This is a genomic window from Actinomycetospora aeridis (assembly GCF_037400275.1).
In the GTDB taxonomy this organism is placed as follows: Bacteria; Actinomycetota; Actinomycetes; order Mycobacteriales; family Pseudonocardiaceae; genus Actinomycetospora; species Actinomycetospora aeridis.
Window position 1 is genome coordinate 522,391 of record NZ_JBBEGL010000005.1, and the last position, 17,693, is coordinate 540,083.

Annotated in this window: 17 protein-coding genes; 12 read left to right on the forward strand and 5 right to left on the reverse strand. The window is 74.8% G+C overall.

The window, feature by feature from the left end; translation table 11 throughout:
• The first annotated feature begins 39 nt into the window (after positions 1 to 39).
• The 4 genes from WCD41_RS20655 to WCD41_RS20670 all read left to right on the forward strand — a co-directional run bounded on the left by WCD41_RS20655 (position 40) and on the right by WCD41_RS20670 (position 4,891).
• A complete protein-coding gene (locus WCD41_RS20655; protein WP_337715852.1) occupies positions 40 to 1,566 on the forward strand; it encodes an AbgT family transporter in 1,527 nt (508 codons plus the stop codon).
• Complete coding sequence (locus tag WCD41_RS20660) at positions 1,567 to 2,703, forward strand: M20/M25/M40 family metallo-hydrolase (RefSeq protein WP_373695162.1); 1,137 nt, start codon at positions 1,567 to 1,569, stop codon at positions 2,701 to 2,703. It abuts the gene before it with no gap.
• Positions 2,704 to 2,876: 173 nt separating this feature from the next.
• Positions 2,877 to 3,668, forward strand: coding sequence for an ATP synthase subunit B family protein (locus WCD41_RS20665; protein WP_337715855.1), 792 nt, complete (start codon positions 2,877 to 2,879; stop codon positions 3,666 to 3,668).
• Positions 3,665 to 4,891 carry an RNA polymerase sigma factor gene (locus WCD41_RS20670; RefSeq protein WP_337715857.1) on the forward strand — a complete coding sequence of 409 codons (1,227 nt, stop codon included), beginning with the start codon at positions 3,665 to 3,667 and terminating at the stop codon, positions 4,889 to 4,891. Before WCD41_RS20665 ends, WCD41_RS20670 begins: the two co-directional genes overlap by 4 nt.
• A gap of 101 nt (positions 4,892 to 4,992) precedes the next feature.
• On the opposite strand, the gene WCD41_RS20675 is transcribed toward WCD41_RS20670, so the two are convergent.
• The 4 genes from WCD41_RS20675 to WCD41_RS20690 all read right to left on the reverse strand — a co-directional run bounded on the left by WCD41_RS20675 (position 4,993) and on the right by WCD41_RS20690 (position 7,599).
• Positions 4,993 to 5,688, reverse strand: coding sequence for a hypothetical protein (locus tag WCD41_RS20675; RefSeq protein WP_337715860.1), 696 nt, complete (start codon positions 5,686 to 5,688; stop codon positions 4,993 to 4,995).
• Positions 5,689 to 5,767: 79 nt separating this feature from the next.
• On the reverse strand, positions 5,768 to 6,109 hold the full coding sequence (locus tag WCD41_RS20680) for a hypothetical protein (protein WP_337715862.1): 342 nt from the start codon (positions 6,107 to 6,109) through the stop codon (positions 5,768 to 5,770).
• Positions 6,106 to 7,302, reverse strand: coding sequence for a putative T7SS-secreted protein (locus WCD41_RS20685; protein ID WP_337715864.1), 1,197 nt, complete (start codon positions 7,300 to 7,302; stop codon positions 6,106 to 6,108). The genes WCD41_RS20680 and WCD41_RS20685 overlap by 4 nt, the downstream gene beginning before the upstream one ends.
• 6 nt (positions 7,303 to 7,308) lie before the next feature.
• Positions 7,309 to 7,599, reverse strand: a complete 291-nt coding sequence (locus tag WCD41_RS20690) for a hypothetical protein (RefSeq protein WP_337715866.1) — start codon at positions 7,597 to 7,599, stop codon at positions 7,309 to 7,311.
• Positions 7,600 to 7,667: 68 nt separating this feature from the next.
• Here WCD41_RS20690 and WCD41_RS20695 point away from each other — a divergent pair, with 68 nt between their 5' ends.
• The 8 genes from WCD41_RS20695 to WCD41_RS20725 all read left to right on the forward strand — a co-directional run bounded on the left by WCD41_RS20695 (position 7,668) and on the right by WCD41_RS20725 (position 12,910).
• Entirely contained in the window at positions 7,668 to 8,117 is a 450-nt protein-coding gene (locus WCD41_RS20695) for a DUF3293 domain-containing protein (protein WP_337715868.1), read from the forward strand.
• A gap of 23 nt (positions 8,118 to 8,140) precedes the next feature.
• Positions 8,141 to 8,554 (forward strand): nitroreductase family deazaflavin-dependent oxidoreductase, encoded by a 414-nt coding sequence (locus tag WCD41_RS20700; RefSeq protein WP_337715870.1) that lies wholly within the window; start codon positions 8,141 to 8,143, stop codon positions 8,552 to 8,554.
• A complete protein-coding gene (locus WCD41_RS20705; protein WP_337715873.1) occupies positions 8,554 to 9,285 on the forward strand; it encodes a uracil-DNA glycosylase in 732 nt (243 codons plus the stop codon). The genes WCD41_RS20700 and WCD41_RS20705 overlap by 1 nt, the downstream gene beginning before the upstream one ends.
• Before the next feature lie 156 nt (positions 9,286 to 9,441).
• On the forward strand, positions 9,442 to 9,852 hold the full coding sequence (locus tag WCD41_RS20710) for a hypothetical protein (protein WP_337715876.1): 411 nt from the start codon (positions 9,442 to 9,444) through the stop codon (positions 9,850 to 9,852).
• The gene (locus WCD41_RS31155; protein ID WP_373695163.1) at positions 9,849 to 10,412 is read left to right on the forward strand and encodes a DUF3558 domain-containing protein; all 564 of its coding nucleotides are present in this window, start codon (positions 9,849 to 9,851) and stop codon (positions 10,410 to 10,412) included. Before WCD41_RS20710 ends, WCD41_RS31155 begins: the two co-directional genes overlap by 4 nt.
• Entirely contained in the window at positions 10,409 to 10,990 is a 582-nt protein-coding gene (locus WCD41_RS20715; protein WP_337715878.1) for a nucleoside/nucleotide kinase family protein, read from the forward strand. Before WCD41_RS31155 ends, WCD41_RS20715 begins: the two co-directional genes overlap by 4 nt.
• Before the next feature lie 32 nt (positions 10,991 to 11,022).
• Positions 11,023 to 12,087, forward strand: coding sequence for an EcsC family protein (locus WCD41_RS20720; protein WP_337715880.1), 1,065 nt, complete (start codon positions 11,023 to 11,025; stop codon positions 12,085 to 12,087).
• Between the two features lie 100 nt (positions 12,088 to 12,187).
• Positions 12,188 to 12,910, forward strand: a complete 723-nt coding sequence (locus WCD41_RS20725) for a hypothetical protein (protein ID WP_337715882.1) — start codon at positions 12,188 to 12,190, stop codon at positions 12,908 to 12,910.
• A 70-nt stretch (positions 12,911 to 12,980) separates the two neighbouring features.
• Here WCD41_RS20725 and WCD41_RS20730 read toward each other — a convergent pair whose 3' ends face one another.
• A complete protein-coding gene (locus WCD41_RS20730) occupies positions 12,981 to 17,582 on the reverse strand; it encodes a PDDEXK-like endonuclease domain-containing protein (protein WP_337715884.1) in 4,602 nt (1,533 codons plus the stop codon).
• Positions 17,583 to 17,693 lie beyond the last annotated feature (111 nt).

The window sequence follows — 17,693 nt, forward strand, 5'->3', positions numbered from 1 at the left end:
GCCTTGATCCCCGGTGGGGTCGTCGGGGAGGGTCTCTCGATGGCGACCGAGTCGGAGACGTCACCGACCGAGCCGGAACGCCTGCGGGGGTTCCTCGGGGTCGTGGAACGGGTCGGCAACCGGCTGCCCGATCCGGTGCTGCTGTTCGTGCTGCTCGGCGCGGTGCTGGCGGTCCTCTCGGCGATCCTCGCGGGGGTCGGTCTCGAGGCGCAGGTGCCGGGCGCGCCGGCGCCGACCCCGGTGCGCAGCCTGCTCTCCGGCGAGGGGCTGCGGTTCGCGCTCGGCTCGGCGATCGAGAACTTCGTGGAGTTCCCGCCGCTCGGGACGATCATCGCGGTGCTGCTCGGCATCGCCGTCGCCGACCGGTCGGGACTGCTGCCGACGCTGCTGCGGGTCACGGTGCTGCGGGCGCCGCGGCGGCTGGTGGCGCCGGCGCTGATGCTCACCGGCGTCAGCGGGTCGGTGGCCTCCGACGCGGCCTACATGGTGCTGATCCCGCTCGGCGCGATGGTCTTCCGCACGCTCGGCCGCAGCCCCGCGGTGGGGGCGGTCGCGGCCTTCGTCGCGGTCGGGGCGGGCTACGACGCGAGCATCTTCCTGACCGCCACCGACGTCCTGCTCGCCGGGATCACCAACCGCGCCGCGGCGATCGTCGACCCCACCGTCGAGCTGACGGCGCTGTCGAACTACTGGTTCTCGATCGCCTCGGCGATCATCGTGGCGCTGGCCGCGGCGGTCGTCGTCGACAAGGTGGTGGAGCCGAAGCTGGGGGCGGTGGACTCGTCTCCCCCGGCCGACGACGACGCCGCCGACCTCACCATCTCGGCTGTCGAGGTGCGCGGTCTCAAGGTCGCCGGCGTGACGCTCGTGGCGTTCCTCGCGCTCTGCGCCGTGGCGTGGCTGCCGCCGGGCGCACCGCTGCGCGACCCCGAGGGCGGCGGGATCATCCAGTCGCCGTTCGTCTCGGGGATCGCGGTGATCCTGTTGCTCGGGTTCACGGCCGTCGGCATCGCCTACGGGGTGGCGACCGGGAGCATCACGCGCGCCGGCGACGTGCCCACGATGATGCGCGACGGGATGAGCGAGGTCGCGCCACTGCTCGTGCTGTTCTTCGTCATCGCGCAGTTCCTGGCGTGGTTCTCGTGGACCGGCATCGGCCAGTGGCTGGCGGTGACGGGCGCCGACGCCCTGCGCGCGCTCGGTGCGCCCGCGCCCGTGCTGCTCGTCCTGAGCATCCTGCTGATCTTCCTGCTCGGGCTGGTGATCACCAGCGGGTCGGCGCAGTGGTCGCTGCTCGCGCCGGTGATCGTGCCGATGCTGCTGCTGGTCGGCATCGACGCCGCGGCCTCGCAGGCGGCGTTCCGCATCGGCGACTCGATCGCCAACGTGCTCACCCCGATGAGCCCCTACTTCGCCGTCACGCTCGGCTTCCTGCAGCAGTACCGGCGCTCGGCGGGCATCGGGACGCTCGTGTCGATGACGCTGCCGATCGCGATGACGATGTTCGCGGTCTGGGTCGTGCTGTTCGTGGTGTGGATCGTGCTGCGTCTCCCGTTGGGGGTGTGAATGTCGGCGGTGCGGTCTCTGGTGGCGGGGCGTCTCGACGAGGTGGTCGACGACCTGGCGCAGCTCGTGCGCACGGAGACGCCGAGCACGGACCCGTCGCTGCTTGCGCGCGGCGCGGCCGAGCTCGTGTCGTGGGTGCGGGAGCGGTGGCGGGGCGAGAGCGTGACGACGCTCGGCGAGGGGCCGGGCGCGGTGATCCAGGTCGACGCGCCGGGCTCGCTGCCCGGGGTCGTCGTGCTGCTCGGGCACCTCGACACCGTCTTCGAGGCCGGGACGCTGGCGCGCCGGCCGTTCTCGGTGGTCGACGGGATCGCCCGCGGGCCCGGGGTGTTCGACATGAAGGCGGGCCTGGTGCAGGGCGTGCACGCGGTGGCCGCGCTCGACGAGCTCGGAGTGCCACGGCCGACGGTGCGACTGCTGGTCAGCGCGGACGAGGAGGTCGGGAGCCTGGGGTCGCGCGCCGCGCTGGTCGCGGCGTCGTCAGGGGCCTCGGCCGTCCTCGTGCTCGAGCCCGGCGGCGTCGCGGGCACGGTGAAGACCGCGCGCAAGGGCGTCGGGCTGTGGACGGTGACCGCGACGGGCGTCGCCGCCCACGCCGGCCTGGACCCGGAGGCCGGCGCGTCGGCGGTGCACGAGCTGGCCGCCCTGACCACGCACCTGGTCGGGCTGGCGGACCCCGCGGCGGGCACGACGGTCAACGTCGGCGTGCTCACCGGCGGGACCCGGCCGAACGTCGTCGCGGAGCACGCGCGCCTCGACCTCGACGTGCGGGCGCGGACCACCGGCGAGGCCGAGCGGGTGGGCGAGGCGCTCGCGGCGTGGCGGCCCGCCGACGGGCGCGTGCACGTCGACGTGTCCGGCGGGTGGAACCGGCCGCCGTGGTCCGAGCCGGCCCCGGAGCTCGTCGAGCGGGCGCGCTCGGTCGTGGCCTCGCTCGTAGTGCCGTTCGACCCGCGGGAGGTGGGCGGCGGTAGTGACGGCAACATCCTCGCGGCGGCCGGGCTGCCCGTCCTCGACGGGCTCGGAGCGAGCGGCGGGGGCGCCCACGCCGAGCACGAGCACGTGGTCGTCGACGACATCCCGGTGCGGACCGCCCTGCTCGCGGGCCTCGTCGCCGGATCTCCGTCGGCACCCTGAGCGAGGACTCCGGCACGGGGCGTCACCCGCCCGTGCCGTTAATGACAAGCATGTCGTCCGGGCTCGGTCACGATCAGGTCACCGGCCGGTTTCAGCAGGGGGGTGATCGCACGCGAACGGGTGAGCTATGGTCCGCCCTTGTGAGCCAGTCGGGTGATGCCACTCAGACCAACGTGTTCGACCTGACGAAGCGGGGTTACAACCCGAACCAGGTCGACGGGCACGTCCAAGCACTGCTGTCCCGGGTCGAGATGCTCGAGCACGCCCACCGGCAGGAGCAGCAGCGCGCCGACCAGGCCGAGGCCGAGCTGAGCCGGGCGCGCAGCCGTGCGGAGCGCTCGCCGGACGGCGAGGGCGAGGGGACGGTGCAGAACGGCTTCGGGCACCGGCTCGAACGCGTGCTGCGTGTCGCCGAGCAGGAGGCCGCGAACGCCCGCGCCACCGCTGCGCGCGAGGCCTCGGCGCTGATGGAGCGCACGCGCAAGGAGGCCGACGCCCACCGCCAGGACGTCGAGCAGAACCTCGCCGCGCGCCGTGCCTCGCTCGACGAGGAGGCGTCGCGCCGTCGCGCGGACCTCGACGAGCGCGAGCGGGAGCTCGACGAGCAGGCCGCCGCGACCCGCGAGGAGGCCGAGCAGACGCTCGCCGAGGCCCGCATGGGCGCCGAGCAGATCACCCGCGAGGCCGAGGGCGAGGCCCAGCGTCGTCGCGAGGACACCGAAGCGATCATCCGCCGGCGTCACACCGAGGCAGAGAACGAGCTGCAGCGACTCAAGGGCCTGCACGACGGCGTGCGCACCGACCTCGGGCGCCTGCTCGAGTCCCTGTCCGGCCAGCTCCCCAACCGCGACCGCCACCTCGCCGCGGCCCCGCACCCGGCGGCGGTCGCTGCCGGGGGCAACACCGCCGTGCACCACGTGCACGCCGACCACGGCGCGCGGATCGACGAGGCCGGCTCGTCGTGACCGCGGGGCGGGCGGCGCCCCCGGCGTACGGCGCGGTGATCGTGCCCGGCCGGTCCGGCGGCTTCGCGCGGGGCGGCACCCGGCCGCGGGGCGTCGACGAGACCGACATCCTGGCGCCGGTGACCGCGGGCCCCGCCGCCCACACCGTGCGGGCCGCGTACTCGACGCGCGCCAAGGCTGCCCCCGCACCTGCGCCCTCTCCCGCGCCGGAGCTCCCGCCCGCCGCGCAGGCGCTCGGATCGTTGCCGACGGTGCAGCGGCGGGCGCTCGTCCAGCGCTACGCCCACGGGATGGCCGCCCACGAGATCGCCGCCGTCGACGGTGTCCCCCTCGAGGTCGTCGAGCGCCGGCTCGTGCACGGTGCGCTCGCCTTCTCCCACCTCCTCGGTGTCCCGGCCGGGGCCACGAGCCCCGGCGTGATCGCGGCCCGCGAGATCGCCCAGCTCGGCGCGGACATCGAGCTCCCGTCCGCGCCCGGCGCCGCCCCGGCGTCCGCCGAGCGCGACCGGCGGCTGCCGATCGCCGCGGCCTGCCTGGCTGCCGCCTCCGTGGCCGCACTCGGTGTCGCGGCGGCCACGGCGAACGGGTTCGACGTCATCGGGCTCGGCGGCGAGCCCACGGGCCCGGCCGCCGGCCCCGGTGTCCCGGGCTCCGACCTCCTCCCCGACGCCGGACCGCCGGCCCCCGGTCCCGGCCCTGTCGGGACGGACGACCTCGGTCTCCCGGGTGGCGCCACGTCCTCACCGGACGGTTCGGCCGCGCCCGACAATTCCGCCCCGCCGTCCCTCGCCGCCGCCAGCGCGCCGGTCCCGTCTGGGGTCGGGTTCGTGCCGACCTTCGGCAACGACGACCTCGCCCCCGCCCCCGCTCCTGGGATCGCTCCGGGTGCTGGTGCTCCGGGTGGTGGCTCGTCGGGCGGCGGCGTTCCTGCTCCGTCCGCGCCGACCTCCTCGGCCCCGACGAGCTCGTCGCAGCCCTCCTCGTCCGCACCGAGCTCGTCGACACCGCCGGCGCCGAGCGACGACCCGGACCCCGGGTCGCCCACGGCCGAGCCGACCCGCAACGACCCACCGCCGCGGGCCAACGCCTCCCACCGAGGAGGCGGGGATGACCGCGGCCAGGCCGGCCGCGGTGACCGTGACCGCGGTGGCGATCGAGGTCAGGCCGACCGTGGCGGCGATCGCGGTGGTGACCGCGCTGGTGGTGACCGCGCTGGTGGTTGACCGCGCTGGTGGTGACCGCGCTGGTGGTGACCGCGCTGGCCCCGACCGCGGCGGCGACGGCAACCGCGGTGGCGGTCCGCGGGGCGGCGGCCGCTGAGCGGCTACCCCGGGCGTAGGCCCGCCGCCTCCGCGTCGAAGAGCGTCGGGGACGCGTCGTCGACCAGCTGGAGATCCGCCACGTAGATCGCCGCGTCGGTGACCTCGTCTGGCGCGGGGACCGCATCCAGGCGCACCGGGTCCTCCGGCCGGTAGGTGGTGCGCCGGTACCGGCGGATCTCCCGCACCCGGTACCGCCGTCGGCACAGCGCCACGGCCTCGCCGTGCTCGGTGCCCGCGGCCAGTTCGGGGTCGAGGTAGAGCGCGCCCTCCACCCACAGCCGCCCCTCGCCGGGGTCGGACGCTGCCCAGTTGACCGGGAACAGGCGCCCGTCGACGTCGAGGACGTCCACCCGACAGCGACACTCCTCCGCCGCGACCGGCGCTGCGATCACCCCGCCCCGGGCGTCGAAGCACCCGAACTCGTCGACCTTCCACGTCTCGCCCTCGGAGAGCGCGGGCAGGTACCCGCTGGTGTAGATCGCCGGCGCGACCTCGATCTCCCGCCCGACGACGATCGTCGACAGCTCCCCAGCGGCGAGATGATGCGGGAGGAGCTGGACGGTCAGCTCGCCGTCCAACCGTTCCTCGCGCAGGGCCCGGCGCCCGAGCGTCCGCCGGACGAACTCGTCCTTGTCCTCGTGGTGGCGCCCGGCCACCGTTCGTTCCCTGCTCCGCCGCGTCCGTGCGGGTTTCGCCATATCCGCCTCCTCGGGTCTCCTGGGTGTTGGAGTCCCGCGAGGTCTCAGCGGTTCCGTGCGGTCCTGGCCTGTGGACAACTCACGTCGACGAGCCGTCCGCTGCCGCGAACAGGCACGGCCGCCACGGCTCGTACGGCTTCACCCCGGCGACGACGTCCTCCACGTATTCCTCGAGGAAGCGCGCCGCCTCCTCCGGTGGCGACGGCCAGCGGTCGAACGCACCGGGCGATGTCCCGACGTCTCCGGGAACCAGCCGCCCCTCGCGGACGAGCCGGGCGACGAGCCTTCCCGCTCGTCGCAGCAAGACGAGGTCGTCGCCCTCCTCGGCCTGGCTGACGATCCCGACGGCGTGACCCAAGTCGATCCAGTCGACCTGGGCCTCGTCGACGATGTCGTCCATCAACTGGAGCTCGTCGCTCATCCACCCTCCCGACGCGGAGTGTGCACCCGCACCTGCCGGTCCCGCCCTGCGTTGATGTCCACCGCAGGCTCGTGTGGAGGAGTCGACGATGTCTCTCGGTAGGTCAAGTAGGTGCCGTCGCTGAGAAGGACCACCGTTCTCCCACCTGCGATGTGGACGACCTGGCCGCCTTCGGACAGGGCCTCGAAGATCTCGTCGATGTCCGACACAGAGTCGACCTCCCTTACCGGGAACTTCATGCTCTTCGCGCTTCCTCGTCGGCCGATCTGTCTGCCCTCTTCGTCGGCGTGCTCGGTGGCGGTGAGCCCGTTGTAGCGTCCGAGTGGAGGTGGCGTCTCAGCGTTCGGCTCATTCGTTCCCGGTCCCAGGGCGTCAGCGGCGCGAACGGTCCGCTCCACCCGTCCAGCGACCCCGGCTCCACCGATGGCCGAGAGGCCGGCCCCGGTGAGCATCTCCCCCGCCCAGCGCGTCGGGTTGGTCGCGGCTTCGCGGGGGTTGAGAGCCTGCTCGATCGTCTCGGTCGGGTTCGTGGCGGCGTTCGCGACGCCGGTCGCGAGGTTCTCCCAGCCGTCCACCGCGGCGGCCGGCTCGACGAGGAACCGGGTCGGGTTGATCTGCCACAGGAACTGGCCCGTCGACGAGAGCTCCGACCAGGCGCCGCCGGCGAGGTCCCCGAGGACACCACCGAGCTGGTGAGCAACCGACGGCGACGGCGGCGCGAGGTCGCGCGCTCGTCCGACGAGCGCTGCAGCTCGATCCCCGGCCTCGACCACGGCAGCGCGGATCGCTTGGAGGCGTTCCGCCGCCACGGCCCGGCCGGCCACCCCGGGGTCGGGAATCTCGGGGGCACGCGGCTCCGCGCTCTGCTGCTGAGCGCCCACCCAGTCCGCCGCCACGATCTCCGCTTCGCCCTGCGCCCACTCGAGGACCGCGAGGTAGTCCCCGACTGCGTCCGCGGCCTGCAGGAACGCCTCGCCGGTACCGGTCCACTGCGTCGGCACCGGGTCGAAGACGCGGCGGAACGAGTCGGCCGCCTCGCCCTGCCAGTCGCCGGTGTCGATGCGGCGTAGACCGTCACCCGCACCGAGCAGCGCCGCACCGAGCCTCGACATCGCCACCTGGACCGAGCGAACGGCCGCTGGGTCGCCCGGGACGAGGGCAACCGGGTCGGCGGTCTCCCCGAGCTCCGCCACGACGCGTCACCGTCCGAAGCGGAACTGCTCGACCACGAGACCTTCGGCGTCGGCGTACGCGTGCGCCGCCTCCGCGAGGCCGCGGGCCAGCGCGTTGCCGTCGTCGGTGAGGTTGGCGAGGCCATGGGACCAGCGCTCGCCGAAGTCTCCGACCACGACCGCGAGGGCGTCGTGACCGAACGCCGACGGGCCTGCTCGCAGCTCGCCGGCGTCGTGGGCGGCCAGCTCGTCCATGACGGCGTCGACGCCGTGGGCAGCGTCGAGCAGCGACTGGAGCACCACCCGCACGTCGGCCACGGGAGCCAAGGTAGGCAGATCCGCCGTCACGGAGGTGCGCTTTCACCGGACCGGCCAGAATCCGCCCGATGACCAGGGACGCCCGCACCGACGACTACACCCGCGCGGTCCTCCGCGTCCCCGACCTCGGCGACCGCGGACTGGTCCTGCGCCCACGGACCGACGGCAACGTCCTCGGCACGTTCCCCTTCGCCGCTCCCGTGCACGTCGTGACGGCCCACAACCCGGGACTCGAGCGCCTGTCCGCCGCGGAGAACGCGGCGCGCCAGACCGCGCTGGAGGCCGAACTCGACGAGCGGGGGCTGCGGCACTGGCGCTCCGTAGCCGGCGCGGAGGACGGGTCGCACGCCGAGGAGGGCGCGCTCGTCGTGGGTCTCGACGACGAGGACGCCTGCGCGCTCGGCGCGGCGTGGGGCCAGGACGCGGTGTTCCGGTGGAGCCCCACCGCCTGGACCGTGCTCGCGTGCGACGACACCCCGTCCGTCGCCCTCGGGTGGGAGATCACGTCCTCGACCTGAGGGCGCCGCGACGCGAGGGCAGGATGGAGGACGTGAGCGACTGGAATCAGCAGATCATCGAGGAGTTCCGCGCCAACGAAGGGCGCGTCGGCGGGCCGTTCGAGGGTGCGCCGTTGCTGTTGCTGCACCACATCGGCCGGAAGTCGGGCGCGGAGCGCGTCACGCCGATGATGTACCAGGCCGTGGACGGCGGGTACGCGGTCTTCGCGTCCTACGCCGGCGCGGACGTCAACCCCGCCTGGTACCACAACCTGCTCGCGCAGCCGGACGTCGAGGCCGAGATCGGCACGGACACCGTCACGCTGCACGCTCGCGACCTGCCCTCCGACGAGCGCGGGCCGATCTGGGAGAAGCAGAAGCAGGACTACCCGGGCTTCGCCGGCTACGAGGAGAAGACCGACCGCACGATCCCCGTCGTGCTGCTCGAACGGCGCTGATGCCGCGCCCGGTCTGGAACAAGCTCGCCCACAAGCGGGGCGAGCTGCTCAGCCGCGACCTCACCCCGGACGTGCACGCCGAGCGCTGGGCGCAGCGCTACGACGGCACGATCGGGGAGTTGAACCGCTGGGTCGACCACGTCCGGGACACGACCTACGAGAACCTCCCGTACTTCGACCCGGCCAGCGCCGGCCTGGGCGCGCGAGTGCTCGTGCTGCTCCAGGACCCGTCGGGCGAGGCCGAGGAGGGCTCGGGGTTCGTCAGCAGGCACAACAACGACCCGACGGCGCACAACACGTACATCGCCGCCGATCGAGCCAAGCTCGGCTACGACATCTCGCTGCACTGGAACGTCGTGCCGTGGTGGGTCGCGAACCCCGCCAAGCCCGTCCGCTCCCTGGAGAAGGAATCCCGACGGGCACAGCCATACCTCGTCGCGCTGCTCGAGATGCTGGACCCTGCGCCGTCCGAGGTGGTGCTGCTCGGCAAGCCGGCCGCCCGGGCGTGGACCCGGCTGACGCGTGTCGGGCTGCCGGAGGCGTTGCGAGGAGCGACGGTGGCCCAGGCGCCGCACCCGAGCCCGCTGGTCTACCCGCGCGTCGACGCGGCGACCGGCCGCGGGAACAGCGACCTGATCGTCGAGGCCATGCGGCTCGCCGGCCAGCGGGCGCGGGGGGAGAAGGTCCGGCCGGCCGCGGGTGGACCGGCGGGTCGGCGGCGGCCGTTCTGAGCCCGGCCCGCGGGGAGCCGGACTCTGTGGTGGGAACGCTTCGATTTTCGAAGCAGTTGCGTCAAAGTTCGTCAGCTCTCGCGTCCCGGCCCTACGGAGCCGGAGATCTCGCTAGCGTCGGCAGCCGGACGCGCCCACGCGAGCGGAAGGACGGCGATGACCGAACCCCTGCCTCCCCCGCTGACCGCCGACTCGCCCCTGACGCTCCCCGACGGCCGCGTCGCCCCGCGCTACCGGCCGCCCGAGATCGGAGGCGGGTCGTTCGAGGTCGACCTGGCCCGGGCGCCCGAGGCGATCCAGGAGTTGGAGGAGGCGGCGCGCGAACTGAGCGATATCCGGCGAGAGGCCGAGCGACTCGGAAAGATCACTCCGCCGACAGCCGACCTCGTGAGTCGCGACGCCGCGAATGTGCTCGGTGCGGCCGCCGTCGGCGGCAACGGATCGTTCGTCGTGGCCATCGACAGCGGGATCCGTCAGATTCAGGGCATGATCACCGCGCTGCGGAAGGCGATGGCCGAGTACGACCGAACCGACTCGGAGAACGACGCGGCGTTGAGGCGACCTTGAATCGCTCGCTTGCAGCGATCGCACTCGTTGTCGCCGTACTCGTCGTCGGCTGCTCCAGCCAATCTCCGGAACCGAGTCCAGCGCCTGCACCCGATCGCTTCGGAGCCCCGGTCCCGCCGAGATCGCTCGACGGAACCGCACACGCCGCTCGACCCTGCTCGCTCCTCGACAGCAGCGAGCTCAGGCAATTCGGGCTCGAGGCGAACGGCCGCGTACAGCAGTTGCCCTACGGGTCACCGGCCTGCGTCTGGTCGGGCCCTGGCTTCTCGCGGGAGGTCTCTGTCGCGGTCGTGGTCGACCGTGACTATCTCGTCGACACCTATCGGTCCCGACCGACGTACCAAGTCTTCGAGCCGATCACCATCGACGGACTCCCCGCCGTCGCCCAACAGACGACGCCTACAGCTTTGACCTGCACTGTCACGACCGGCATCGCACTCGGGCAGGCGGTCGACGTGTCCTCCACAGAGTTCGGCTCTCAGCCGTCCCCTCCATGTGAGACCGCGCGCCGAGTGACGGAGGTCGTCGTCAGCAGCCTTCCGCCGGTACCAACGAAGTGACCTCCATCGACTCCTTCGCCACCTCCCTGACCTCGCTCCCCGCGTCGGCAGGCGCCACCGTCCTCGTCGGGATCGACGGCTTCTCCGGTGCCGGGAAGACAGCTCTGGCGGAGGCCCTGGGCACGTACGACGACATCACCGTCGTCTCGATCGAGGAGTTCTACCCCGGCTGGGCGGGGCTGGCGGAGGGCCCGGCGCGGGCCGTGGCGGGGCTCGTCGACCCGCTGCGGCGGGGCGAGACGCCGCGATGGCGCAGCTGGGACTGGGAGAACGACACCGAGGGCCCGGACCGGGAGCGCCCGGTCGGGACACGGGTCGTCGTCCTCGAGGGCTGTGGCGCCGGGGCGGCGGTGCTCCGGGAGCACGAGGCGCTGACCGTCTGGGTCGACGCCGACCCCCACGAGCGGGAACGTCGGCTCCGGGCCCGCGAGGACTGGTCGCTCTACGCACCGCACCGAGCCGCCTGGCGGGAGACCGAGCAGGCGCTCGCCGCGCAGGAGGGCCTTCCCGCGGCCGCGGACGTCGTCGTCCGCTACACCGAAGGGTCTCTGGACGTCACGACGTCGCCACGTTCATGACTGTGTGTGCTCCCTGTGGGTACCGTCCGACTGTGAGCACGACGACGGACGATCCCGCAGCCACCACGCCGGACGTCTCCCCCAGCGACGCGGAGCGCTGGCGCGAGGTCGTGCAGTGGAAGGACCGCTCGATCCAGAGCTCGTCCGGGGTCCTCAGCCCGGTGCTCACCGGCATCGCGGGCGTCCGCGCGGAGGTCACGTCCTTCCTGCGCCGCGTTCCCGGGGTCTCCCAGGTCGACGACGGTGTGCAGGGCGCGCTCCACCAGCTCGCCGCGGCCGGCGCGGGCGCCGGGGCGGCGACGCTGCGGCGGGACTCGGTGTTCGCCGACTTCCGCGCGCTGGGCCACGACGTCACCGACTTCAAGGACATCCGCGACCTCGACATCGCGGACGTCGAGGCAGCGATGCCGCGGCTCGACCTCGGCTACACGGTGTTCGCCGGCGTGCAGGGCGGGGTCACCGGCCTGCTCACCGGGACGGGCGCGACGGCCGTCGCCGGTGGGTCGGGCGGCGCCGGGCTCGGCAGCCTGCCCGGGATCGCCGTCGTGGCCGCGACCCTCACCGGCGACACGCTGCTCACCGTCGCCTCCTGCACGCGTGCGGTCGCGCACGTCGCCGCCTATCACGGCTACGACGTCACCAAGCGCTCCGAGCAGATCATCGCCCTGGCCGTCCTCGCCGTCGGCCTCTCCTCGGACGAGGACGCGCCGGAGGCCTACCAGGACCTCTCCGAGCTGATCACGGCGAAGTCGGAGGAGAACCAGAAGCGCAAGCAGCAACAGCAGCAGATCAAGCGGCTCGGCCAGGCCGTCTACCGGCGCCTGCTGAGCCAGATCGGGCAGCGGGAGCTGGCGCAGCTCGTGCCGGTGCTCGGGGTCGGCGTCGGCGCGGTGCTCTCGGCGCGGCTGCTGGCCAAGGTCGTCGACACCGCCGTGCACCTCTACCGCGAGCGCTTCCTGCACGACAAGTACGAGCTGCCCTTCGGCGTCGAGCTCCCCTTCGACCCCGCGAAGTACCAGCCCTACGTCGACGGCGAGCCGGACGACGGCGGCGACGACATGGACGACGAAGGCGACGAGATCTTCGCGGGCGCCTGACTCGATCGGCCCAGCGTCCACCTGACGTTCATCCGGAGGCCACCGACCGGGAAGATCCTGGTTCTCTGACCACCCCTCCGGCCACCTAGCGTCAGCCCGGATGACCGTCGCCCTCGCACCCGTCAGCACGGTGCCGTCGCCGCCGGAGGACCCGGCGCCGGCACGGGTCGCCGACGTGCTCGGCACGCTCCAGGCGTGGGTCCGTGCGCTGCCCAGCCCCACCGACGTCGCGGCGGCGGCCGGTGCGGCCGGCGAATGGCTCGGTCACGCGACGCTCGACCCCGCGCGGGTCCTCCTCGGGCGCGAGACCGCGGACGCGCCGGCCGTCGACGAGGACGCCCGGCCGGCGTTCGGCTGGATCTACGGGACGGTCGGCGCCGTGCAGGCGGGGGCGACCGGCCTGCTCACCGGCGTGCTCGGGGCGGGACGGTGGGCGCCGCTGGTGGGCGCCGTCGGCAGTCTCGGGCTCGACGGCCTGCTCACCACCGCGACGTGCGTGCGGGCCGTGTCCCACGTCGGCGCGAGCTACGGCTTCGCGGTGAGCTCCGACGCCGAGCGCACCGAGGTGCTCGCGCTCGTCGCCACGACCCTGGGCGGCACGACCGACGGTGATCGCCGGCACCTCGCGGGCCTCATCGTCATGCGGCTCTCGGTGCACCGCGGGCCGACGGAGCTGCTGCGCTTCGTGCCGGCCGTCGGTCCGGTGCTCGACGCGGCGCTCGGGGCGTTCCTCGGCGCCCGGTTGCTGACCCGCGTCGTCGGCGACGCGGAGCGGCACTACCGGGCCCGGTACCTCGTGGAGCAGGCGCCGACCGCAGCCTGAGCTCCAAGATCGTGGTGGGTTTCCTGACCTTGAGCGTCAGCGTGGCCGCCAGGCTGAGACACTCCGTGCCTCAGTGCTGTGAGGACGCCGCGAGGTGGGCGCGGACGTCGGCGACCGACGTGAACACCTGGTAGCCGAGGTCGCGGAGGCGGTCGCGGGCCGGGTCGGCGAGGTCGGGCGCGAGGATCACCGGCGGGGCGAGGGCTCGGCGGCTGATGCCGGTCGGCCAGAGCGCCGCGGCGTCGGTGAGCACGGTGCCGCCGCGGGGGTCGTGCACGCGCGCGTCGCGGCGCGGGGGCGGGAAGCCCTGGGCGGCGAGGTCGGCCACGAGCTCGTCGAGCGTCTCGGGCACCGCGCCCCCGAGGACCGCGCGCCCTGAGCGTCCGCGGCGCGGGCGGTACTCGGTGTGGTCCTCCGGGGCCGACTCGACGACGGCGAGCGGTCCGGTCGGCGCCTGCGGCGTGATCCCGGCGCCCGCGGCCGCGTCGAGCACCGGGGTGAGGGCGCCCTCGGGGTCGGCGACGTAGCGCGACTCGGCGACCCGCACGACGGGCCAGCCGCAGCGGCGCAGGTCGTGCTCGGCCTCGACGTCGGCGCGGGTGGCGGGGCGGCGCGCCTCGTCGCCGTCGCAGAGCACCGCGAGCCGGCCCGTCGCCCCCGTGACGACGAGGTCGAGCACCCGCCCGTGCACGTCGACCTGCGGGACGACCGCGAACCCGAGCGCCGAGAGGTCGGCGAAGACCCGCTGCGCGAACAGGCTGCCGAACGCCGGGTGACGGTGCTCGCGGTCGACCTCGGCGGGCGCCGGCCGGTTCTCCGGCGCGCCGGCCGAGCCGTCCGGTTCCTCCGCGGTGACGTGCTCGAGCAGCTTGCGGCGCAGGTCGGAGGGCCCGAGGTCGTCGACACCCACGGAGTGGAAGAGCCACATCTGGTCGCGGGCGCGGGACGCGGCCACGTTGAACGCCTGGCGGTAGCGCTCGGCGGTCAGCGCGACCAGGCGGTGCCCCGGCGCCACGACCATCGAGAGCCACACGACGTCGCGCTCGTCGCCCTGGAAGTCCGCGGCGACGCCGACCCGCAGCCGCCGGCTCTCCCACTCGCCCACCGGGAGCCGCTCGCGCAGCAGGCCCTCGATCAGCTCGACCTGCCCGTGGCCCTGCAGCACGACCACCCCGAACGTCGCGGCGGCGTAGGCGGGGTCGTCGGCGCAGCGCGCGACGGCGTCGACGAGCGCGGCGGCCTCGGCGTCGTTCGCCAGCGACGAGCCCTGCCCGCGCACGGCCGCGTCCGGCACGAACGTCGCGCGCAGCGGCGGCAGCCGGTCGGCGCCGAACTGCCGCAGCGGCACGAGCGGCGCGTCCTTCTCCCCGGGACCGCTGTAGAACTCGCGCGACGACCAGCCGACGATCTCCGGCATCGACCGGAAGTGCTCGCGCAGCCGGATCGGCGGCCCGAACGTCGCGCGGAACACCGAGAACACGCTCGCCCGCGGCGTGAACTGGCTGCGCAGGTAGAACGGCACCTCGGGCAGGTCGGTCTCGAGCCGGGCGAACGCCGGCTCGAGCGAACCGCCGCCGACGTCGGCGGGGGTGCACTGCCGATCGTCGCCGACGACGATCACGCGCGGCGCGAGCCAGAGCAGGAACAGGCTGGTCAGATCGGCCTGGCTGGCCTCGTCGACGATCACCACGTCGAACGCGTCCGGGCGGGGCTCGACGGCGGAGAGCACCTCGCGGATCGGCATCACCCAGGCCGGGACGGCGTCGCGGGCGACCTCGACGGCCTCGCGCGCGGCGGCCCGGTAGCGGTCGGCGTGGCGCCCGGTGCCCTTGCCGACCGCGGCGACGGAGGCCCGGTGGCTCTGCAGCGCGCGCATCTGCTCGGCGGTGATCCGGGTCAGCGATGCCCGCCACGCCTTCGCCGCCGCGAGCCGCGCGGTGGCGCCGGCGAGCTCGACGTCGAGGTCGGCGAGCCGGTCGGGAGCGTCGTCGGCGGCCGCCCACTGCGCCACGCGCGCCGCGGCCCGCGCGTAGGCCCACGCCTGCTCGAAGCGCTCCTCGCGGTCGGGCCAGGGCTCGTCGGCGTGCGCGCGCAGCAGGGCCGCGGCGCCGGGTGCGGCGTCGTCCAGGCGCGCGGCGAGGGTGTCGGCGCGACGCTGGTCGCGGGCCTCGGCGTGCGCGGTCTCGACGGCGAGCACGGCGTCGGTGTAGGCGTCGGCGTCGCGGCGGCGCAGGGCGTCGAGCACCGCGACCAGCTCGGGGGCCTGCCGGGCCGGCGCCACCCCGGCCTGGACCCGCTCGAGCACCTCGTCGAGCTCCGCGCGGGCCAGCTCCGCGGCGCGGGTGTCGTCGACGTCGAGGGTCAGCGTCGTCAGCACCCGCAGCCGGGCCAGCGAGTCGACCCGCGGGCGGTCGGCGGGGGGCAGCGCGGCGAGCAGCCGGCGCACGCCCATCGCCGCCGTCAGCACCCGGCCCACCGCGAGGCACGTCGCGCGCAGCGCCATGACCTGCTCGACGAGCATGGCGCGGTGCTCGGCACGGCGCAGCGGGTGCCCGAGCGGGCCGAAGCCCTCGGAGAGCCGATCGGTGATCTCGAGGATGCGCAGGTGGTGGGCGATCGCGGTGGCACCGGAGACGGTGGACGGGTCGGCGCCGTGCAGGTGGATGTCGGCGAGGTAGGGCTCGACGGCCTTCTGCTCCTCGGGCTTGAACATCCGCCGCGTCGTCCCGCCGTCGGCGAGGAACGTCGCGAACCGCTCGAACACCGGGGCGGCCGCGGCGACGTCCACGGCGTCGGCGACCCGCACCTGCGCGGGCCCCGCCCGGCGGTCGTGCTCGAGCACCTCGTCGACGAGGCGCAGCCCGGCCGTCGCGCGGCCCCACAGGTGCCCGGCGCGACCGGCGAGCACCGCGTCGGCGACCCCGTGCGCCCACTCGGCCTCGTCACCGGTGTCCCCCAGCTCGGCGAGCGCGTCGGCGACCGCGCGGCTGACCCCGGGCAGGTGGGCGGCGGCGTCCGGGGGCAGGCTACCCAGCGCCGCGACGATGTCCCCGACGTCGCCGGACGTCGCGTCGAGTCCGCGCAGGACGGCGGCCGCGAGGTCGGCGACGTGGTCCTCGGGCGGCAGCTCGACCGGCTGCGGGAGCACCTGGCGGACACGTTCGCGGCGGGCGGGGGTCTCGGTGGCGAGCAGGCCGCGCAGCGTCCGGAACTCCGCCGTCGACAGCGGTGGCGACGCGGGCAGGTCGACGTCGGGACCGACGACGTCGGCGAGCCACCCGTCGCGCTCGTGGGCGGCCTGCAGCCGCCGCACGACCTCCGCGCGCGTGCCCGTCATCCCCGGCCCGAGGTCACGCTGGACGGTCGTCTCGGCGGCGCGCTCGGCGACGAGGGCGTCGAGCGCGGCGTCCCGCTCGGCGAGCAGCCCGTCGCGGCGCGCGACGAGCTCCGCGACCGCACGCTCGGACTCCTCGGGGTCGAACTCGGTGCTGCGCGCGGCGAGCCCGGCGATGCCCGCGCCGAGCCCGGGCTCCTCGTCGGCGGCGTCGGCGAGCGAGATGCACAGGTCGCGCATCTCGGGCGGCAGCTTGTCGCGCAGCACCCGCAGCGCCTGCGCCTTCTCGCTGGTCACGAGCACGCGGCGGCCCTCGGCGAGCAGGGCGCAGAGGAGGTTGGCGATCGTGTGGGTCTTGCCGGTGCCGGGCGGGCCCTCGACGACGACGCCGGAGTCGCGCCCGAGCCGGCCGAGGATGCGGCCCTGGGCGGCGCCGACGGGCAGCGGGAACAGCGGGTCGGTGACCGGCGGCTCGTCGTGGCCGGTGCGCGCGAGCCAGGCGGCGCGGTCGGTGGGCTCGATGGCGGCGACGAGCTGGGCGAGCCCGACGGGCAGGGGCCGGGTCCCGTCGGCGAGATCGGCGACCATCGCGTCGTAGAACGTGCGCAGCGCCGCGGCACCGCGACGGCGGGCGATCAGCGTCGGCGCGGGGACGAGCGCGGTGCCCGGGCCCGTCGGGCCGATCCAGTCGTCGCCGCGGGTGTGCTCGACGCGCAGCCTGCGGTCGGCCCAGGCGGCGAGGTGGTCGACGAGGTCGGGGGCGAGCGGGGAGGCGGGGGCGGGCCCCTCGTCGGTGACGGTGTCGTCGACGAGCCCCGTGCCCGCGAGCAGCTCCTCGTCCTCCCAGGAGGTGGCCTCGCCGGCGAGGGTGACGACCATGGCGTCCCCGTCGTGCGCGATCCGCACCGGGCGGGCCAGCAGGTGCACCCGAACGTCGTGGTCGGGGGCGTGCAGCAGGCCGCCGGCGAGGACGAGCTCGACGGCCTCGGGCTGGTCGGCGGCGGCGCGCATCAGGTCGAACAGTGCGTCGAACGTCGCCCGCATCGGGCCGTCGGCCGTCGCGCGGAGGATCTCGTCGCCGGCCTCGAGGGGTCGTCGGACCGCGCTCTGGTCGGCGACCTCGACCAGGGGGAGCTCGCCGACGTGGTGGCGGGTGTGGCGCACGGGGCGCGCCCGGGCGAGCGCGACGCGGCGCAGGACGCCGACGAGGCGCTGCACCCGGTCGCGCAGGGCGGGGTCGTGCTCGGGGTGGGCCTCGGCGCCGCCCCGACCGTTCGTGCGGGGGCCGTCGTCCGGGGGCGCGGTCGGGCTCCCGACCGGCTCCTGCGGCACGCCCACGCCCACCCTCCCGTCCTGCCCTTCCCCTGCTCCGACGGACCACAATCGCATCCCGCCCCCGGGCCGACCACGCGCGCCCGGGCACAGCGGGGGAACTCGATGGAACCGCGC

Bases quoted from the DNA above. Each gene is read 5' to 3' on its own strand.
- WCD41_RS20655 (WP_337715852.1), top strand. From the start codon at position 40: ATGGCGACCGAGTCGGAGACGTCACCGACCGAGCCGGAACGCCTGCGG.
- WCD41_RS20660 (WP_373695162.1), top strand. From the start codon at position 1,567: ATGTCGGCGGTGCGGTCTCTGGTGGCGGGGCGTCTCGACGAGGTGGTC.
- WCD41_RS20675 (WP_337715860.1), bottom strand. From the start codon at position 5,688: ATGGCGAAACCCGCACGGACGCGGCGGAGCAGGGAACGAACGGTGGCC.
- WCD41_RS20680 (WP_337715862.1), bottom strand. From the start codon at position 6,109: ATGAGCGACGAGCTCCAGTTGATGGACGACATCGTCGACGAGGCCCAG.
- WCD41_RS20695 (WP_337715868.1), top strand. From the start codon at position 7,668: ATGACCAGGGACGCCCGCACCGACGACTACACCCGCGCGGTCCTCCGC.
- WCD41_RS20700 (WP_337715870.1), top strand. From the start codon at position 8,141: ATGGAGGACGTGAGCGACTGGAATCAGCAGATCATCGAGGAGTTCCGC.
- WCD41_RS20705 (WP_337715873.1), top strand. From the start codon at position 8,554: ATGCCGCGCCCGGTCTGGAACAAGCTCGCCCACAAGCGGGGCGAGCTG.
- WCD41_RS20710 (WP_337715876.1), top strand. From the start codon at position 9,442: ATGACCGAACCCCTGCCTCCCCCGCTGACCGCCGACTCGCCCCTGACG.
- WCD41_RS20725 (WP_337715882.1), top strand. From the start codon at position 12,188: ATGACCGTCGCCCTCGCACCCGTCAGCACGGTGCCGTCGCCGCCGGAG.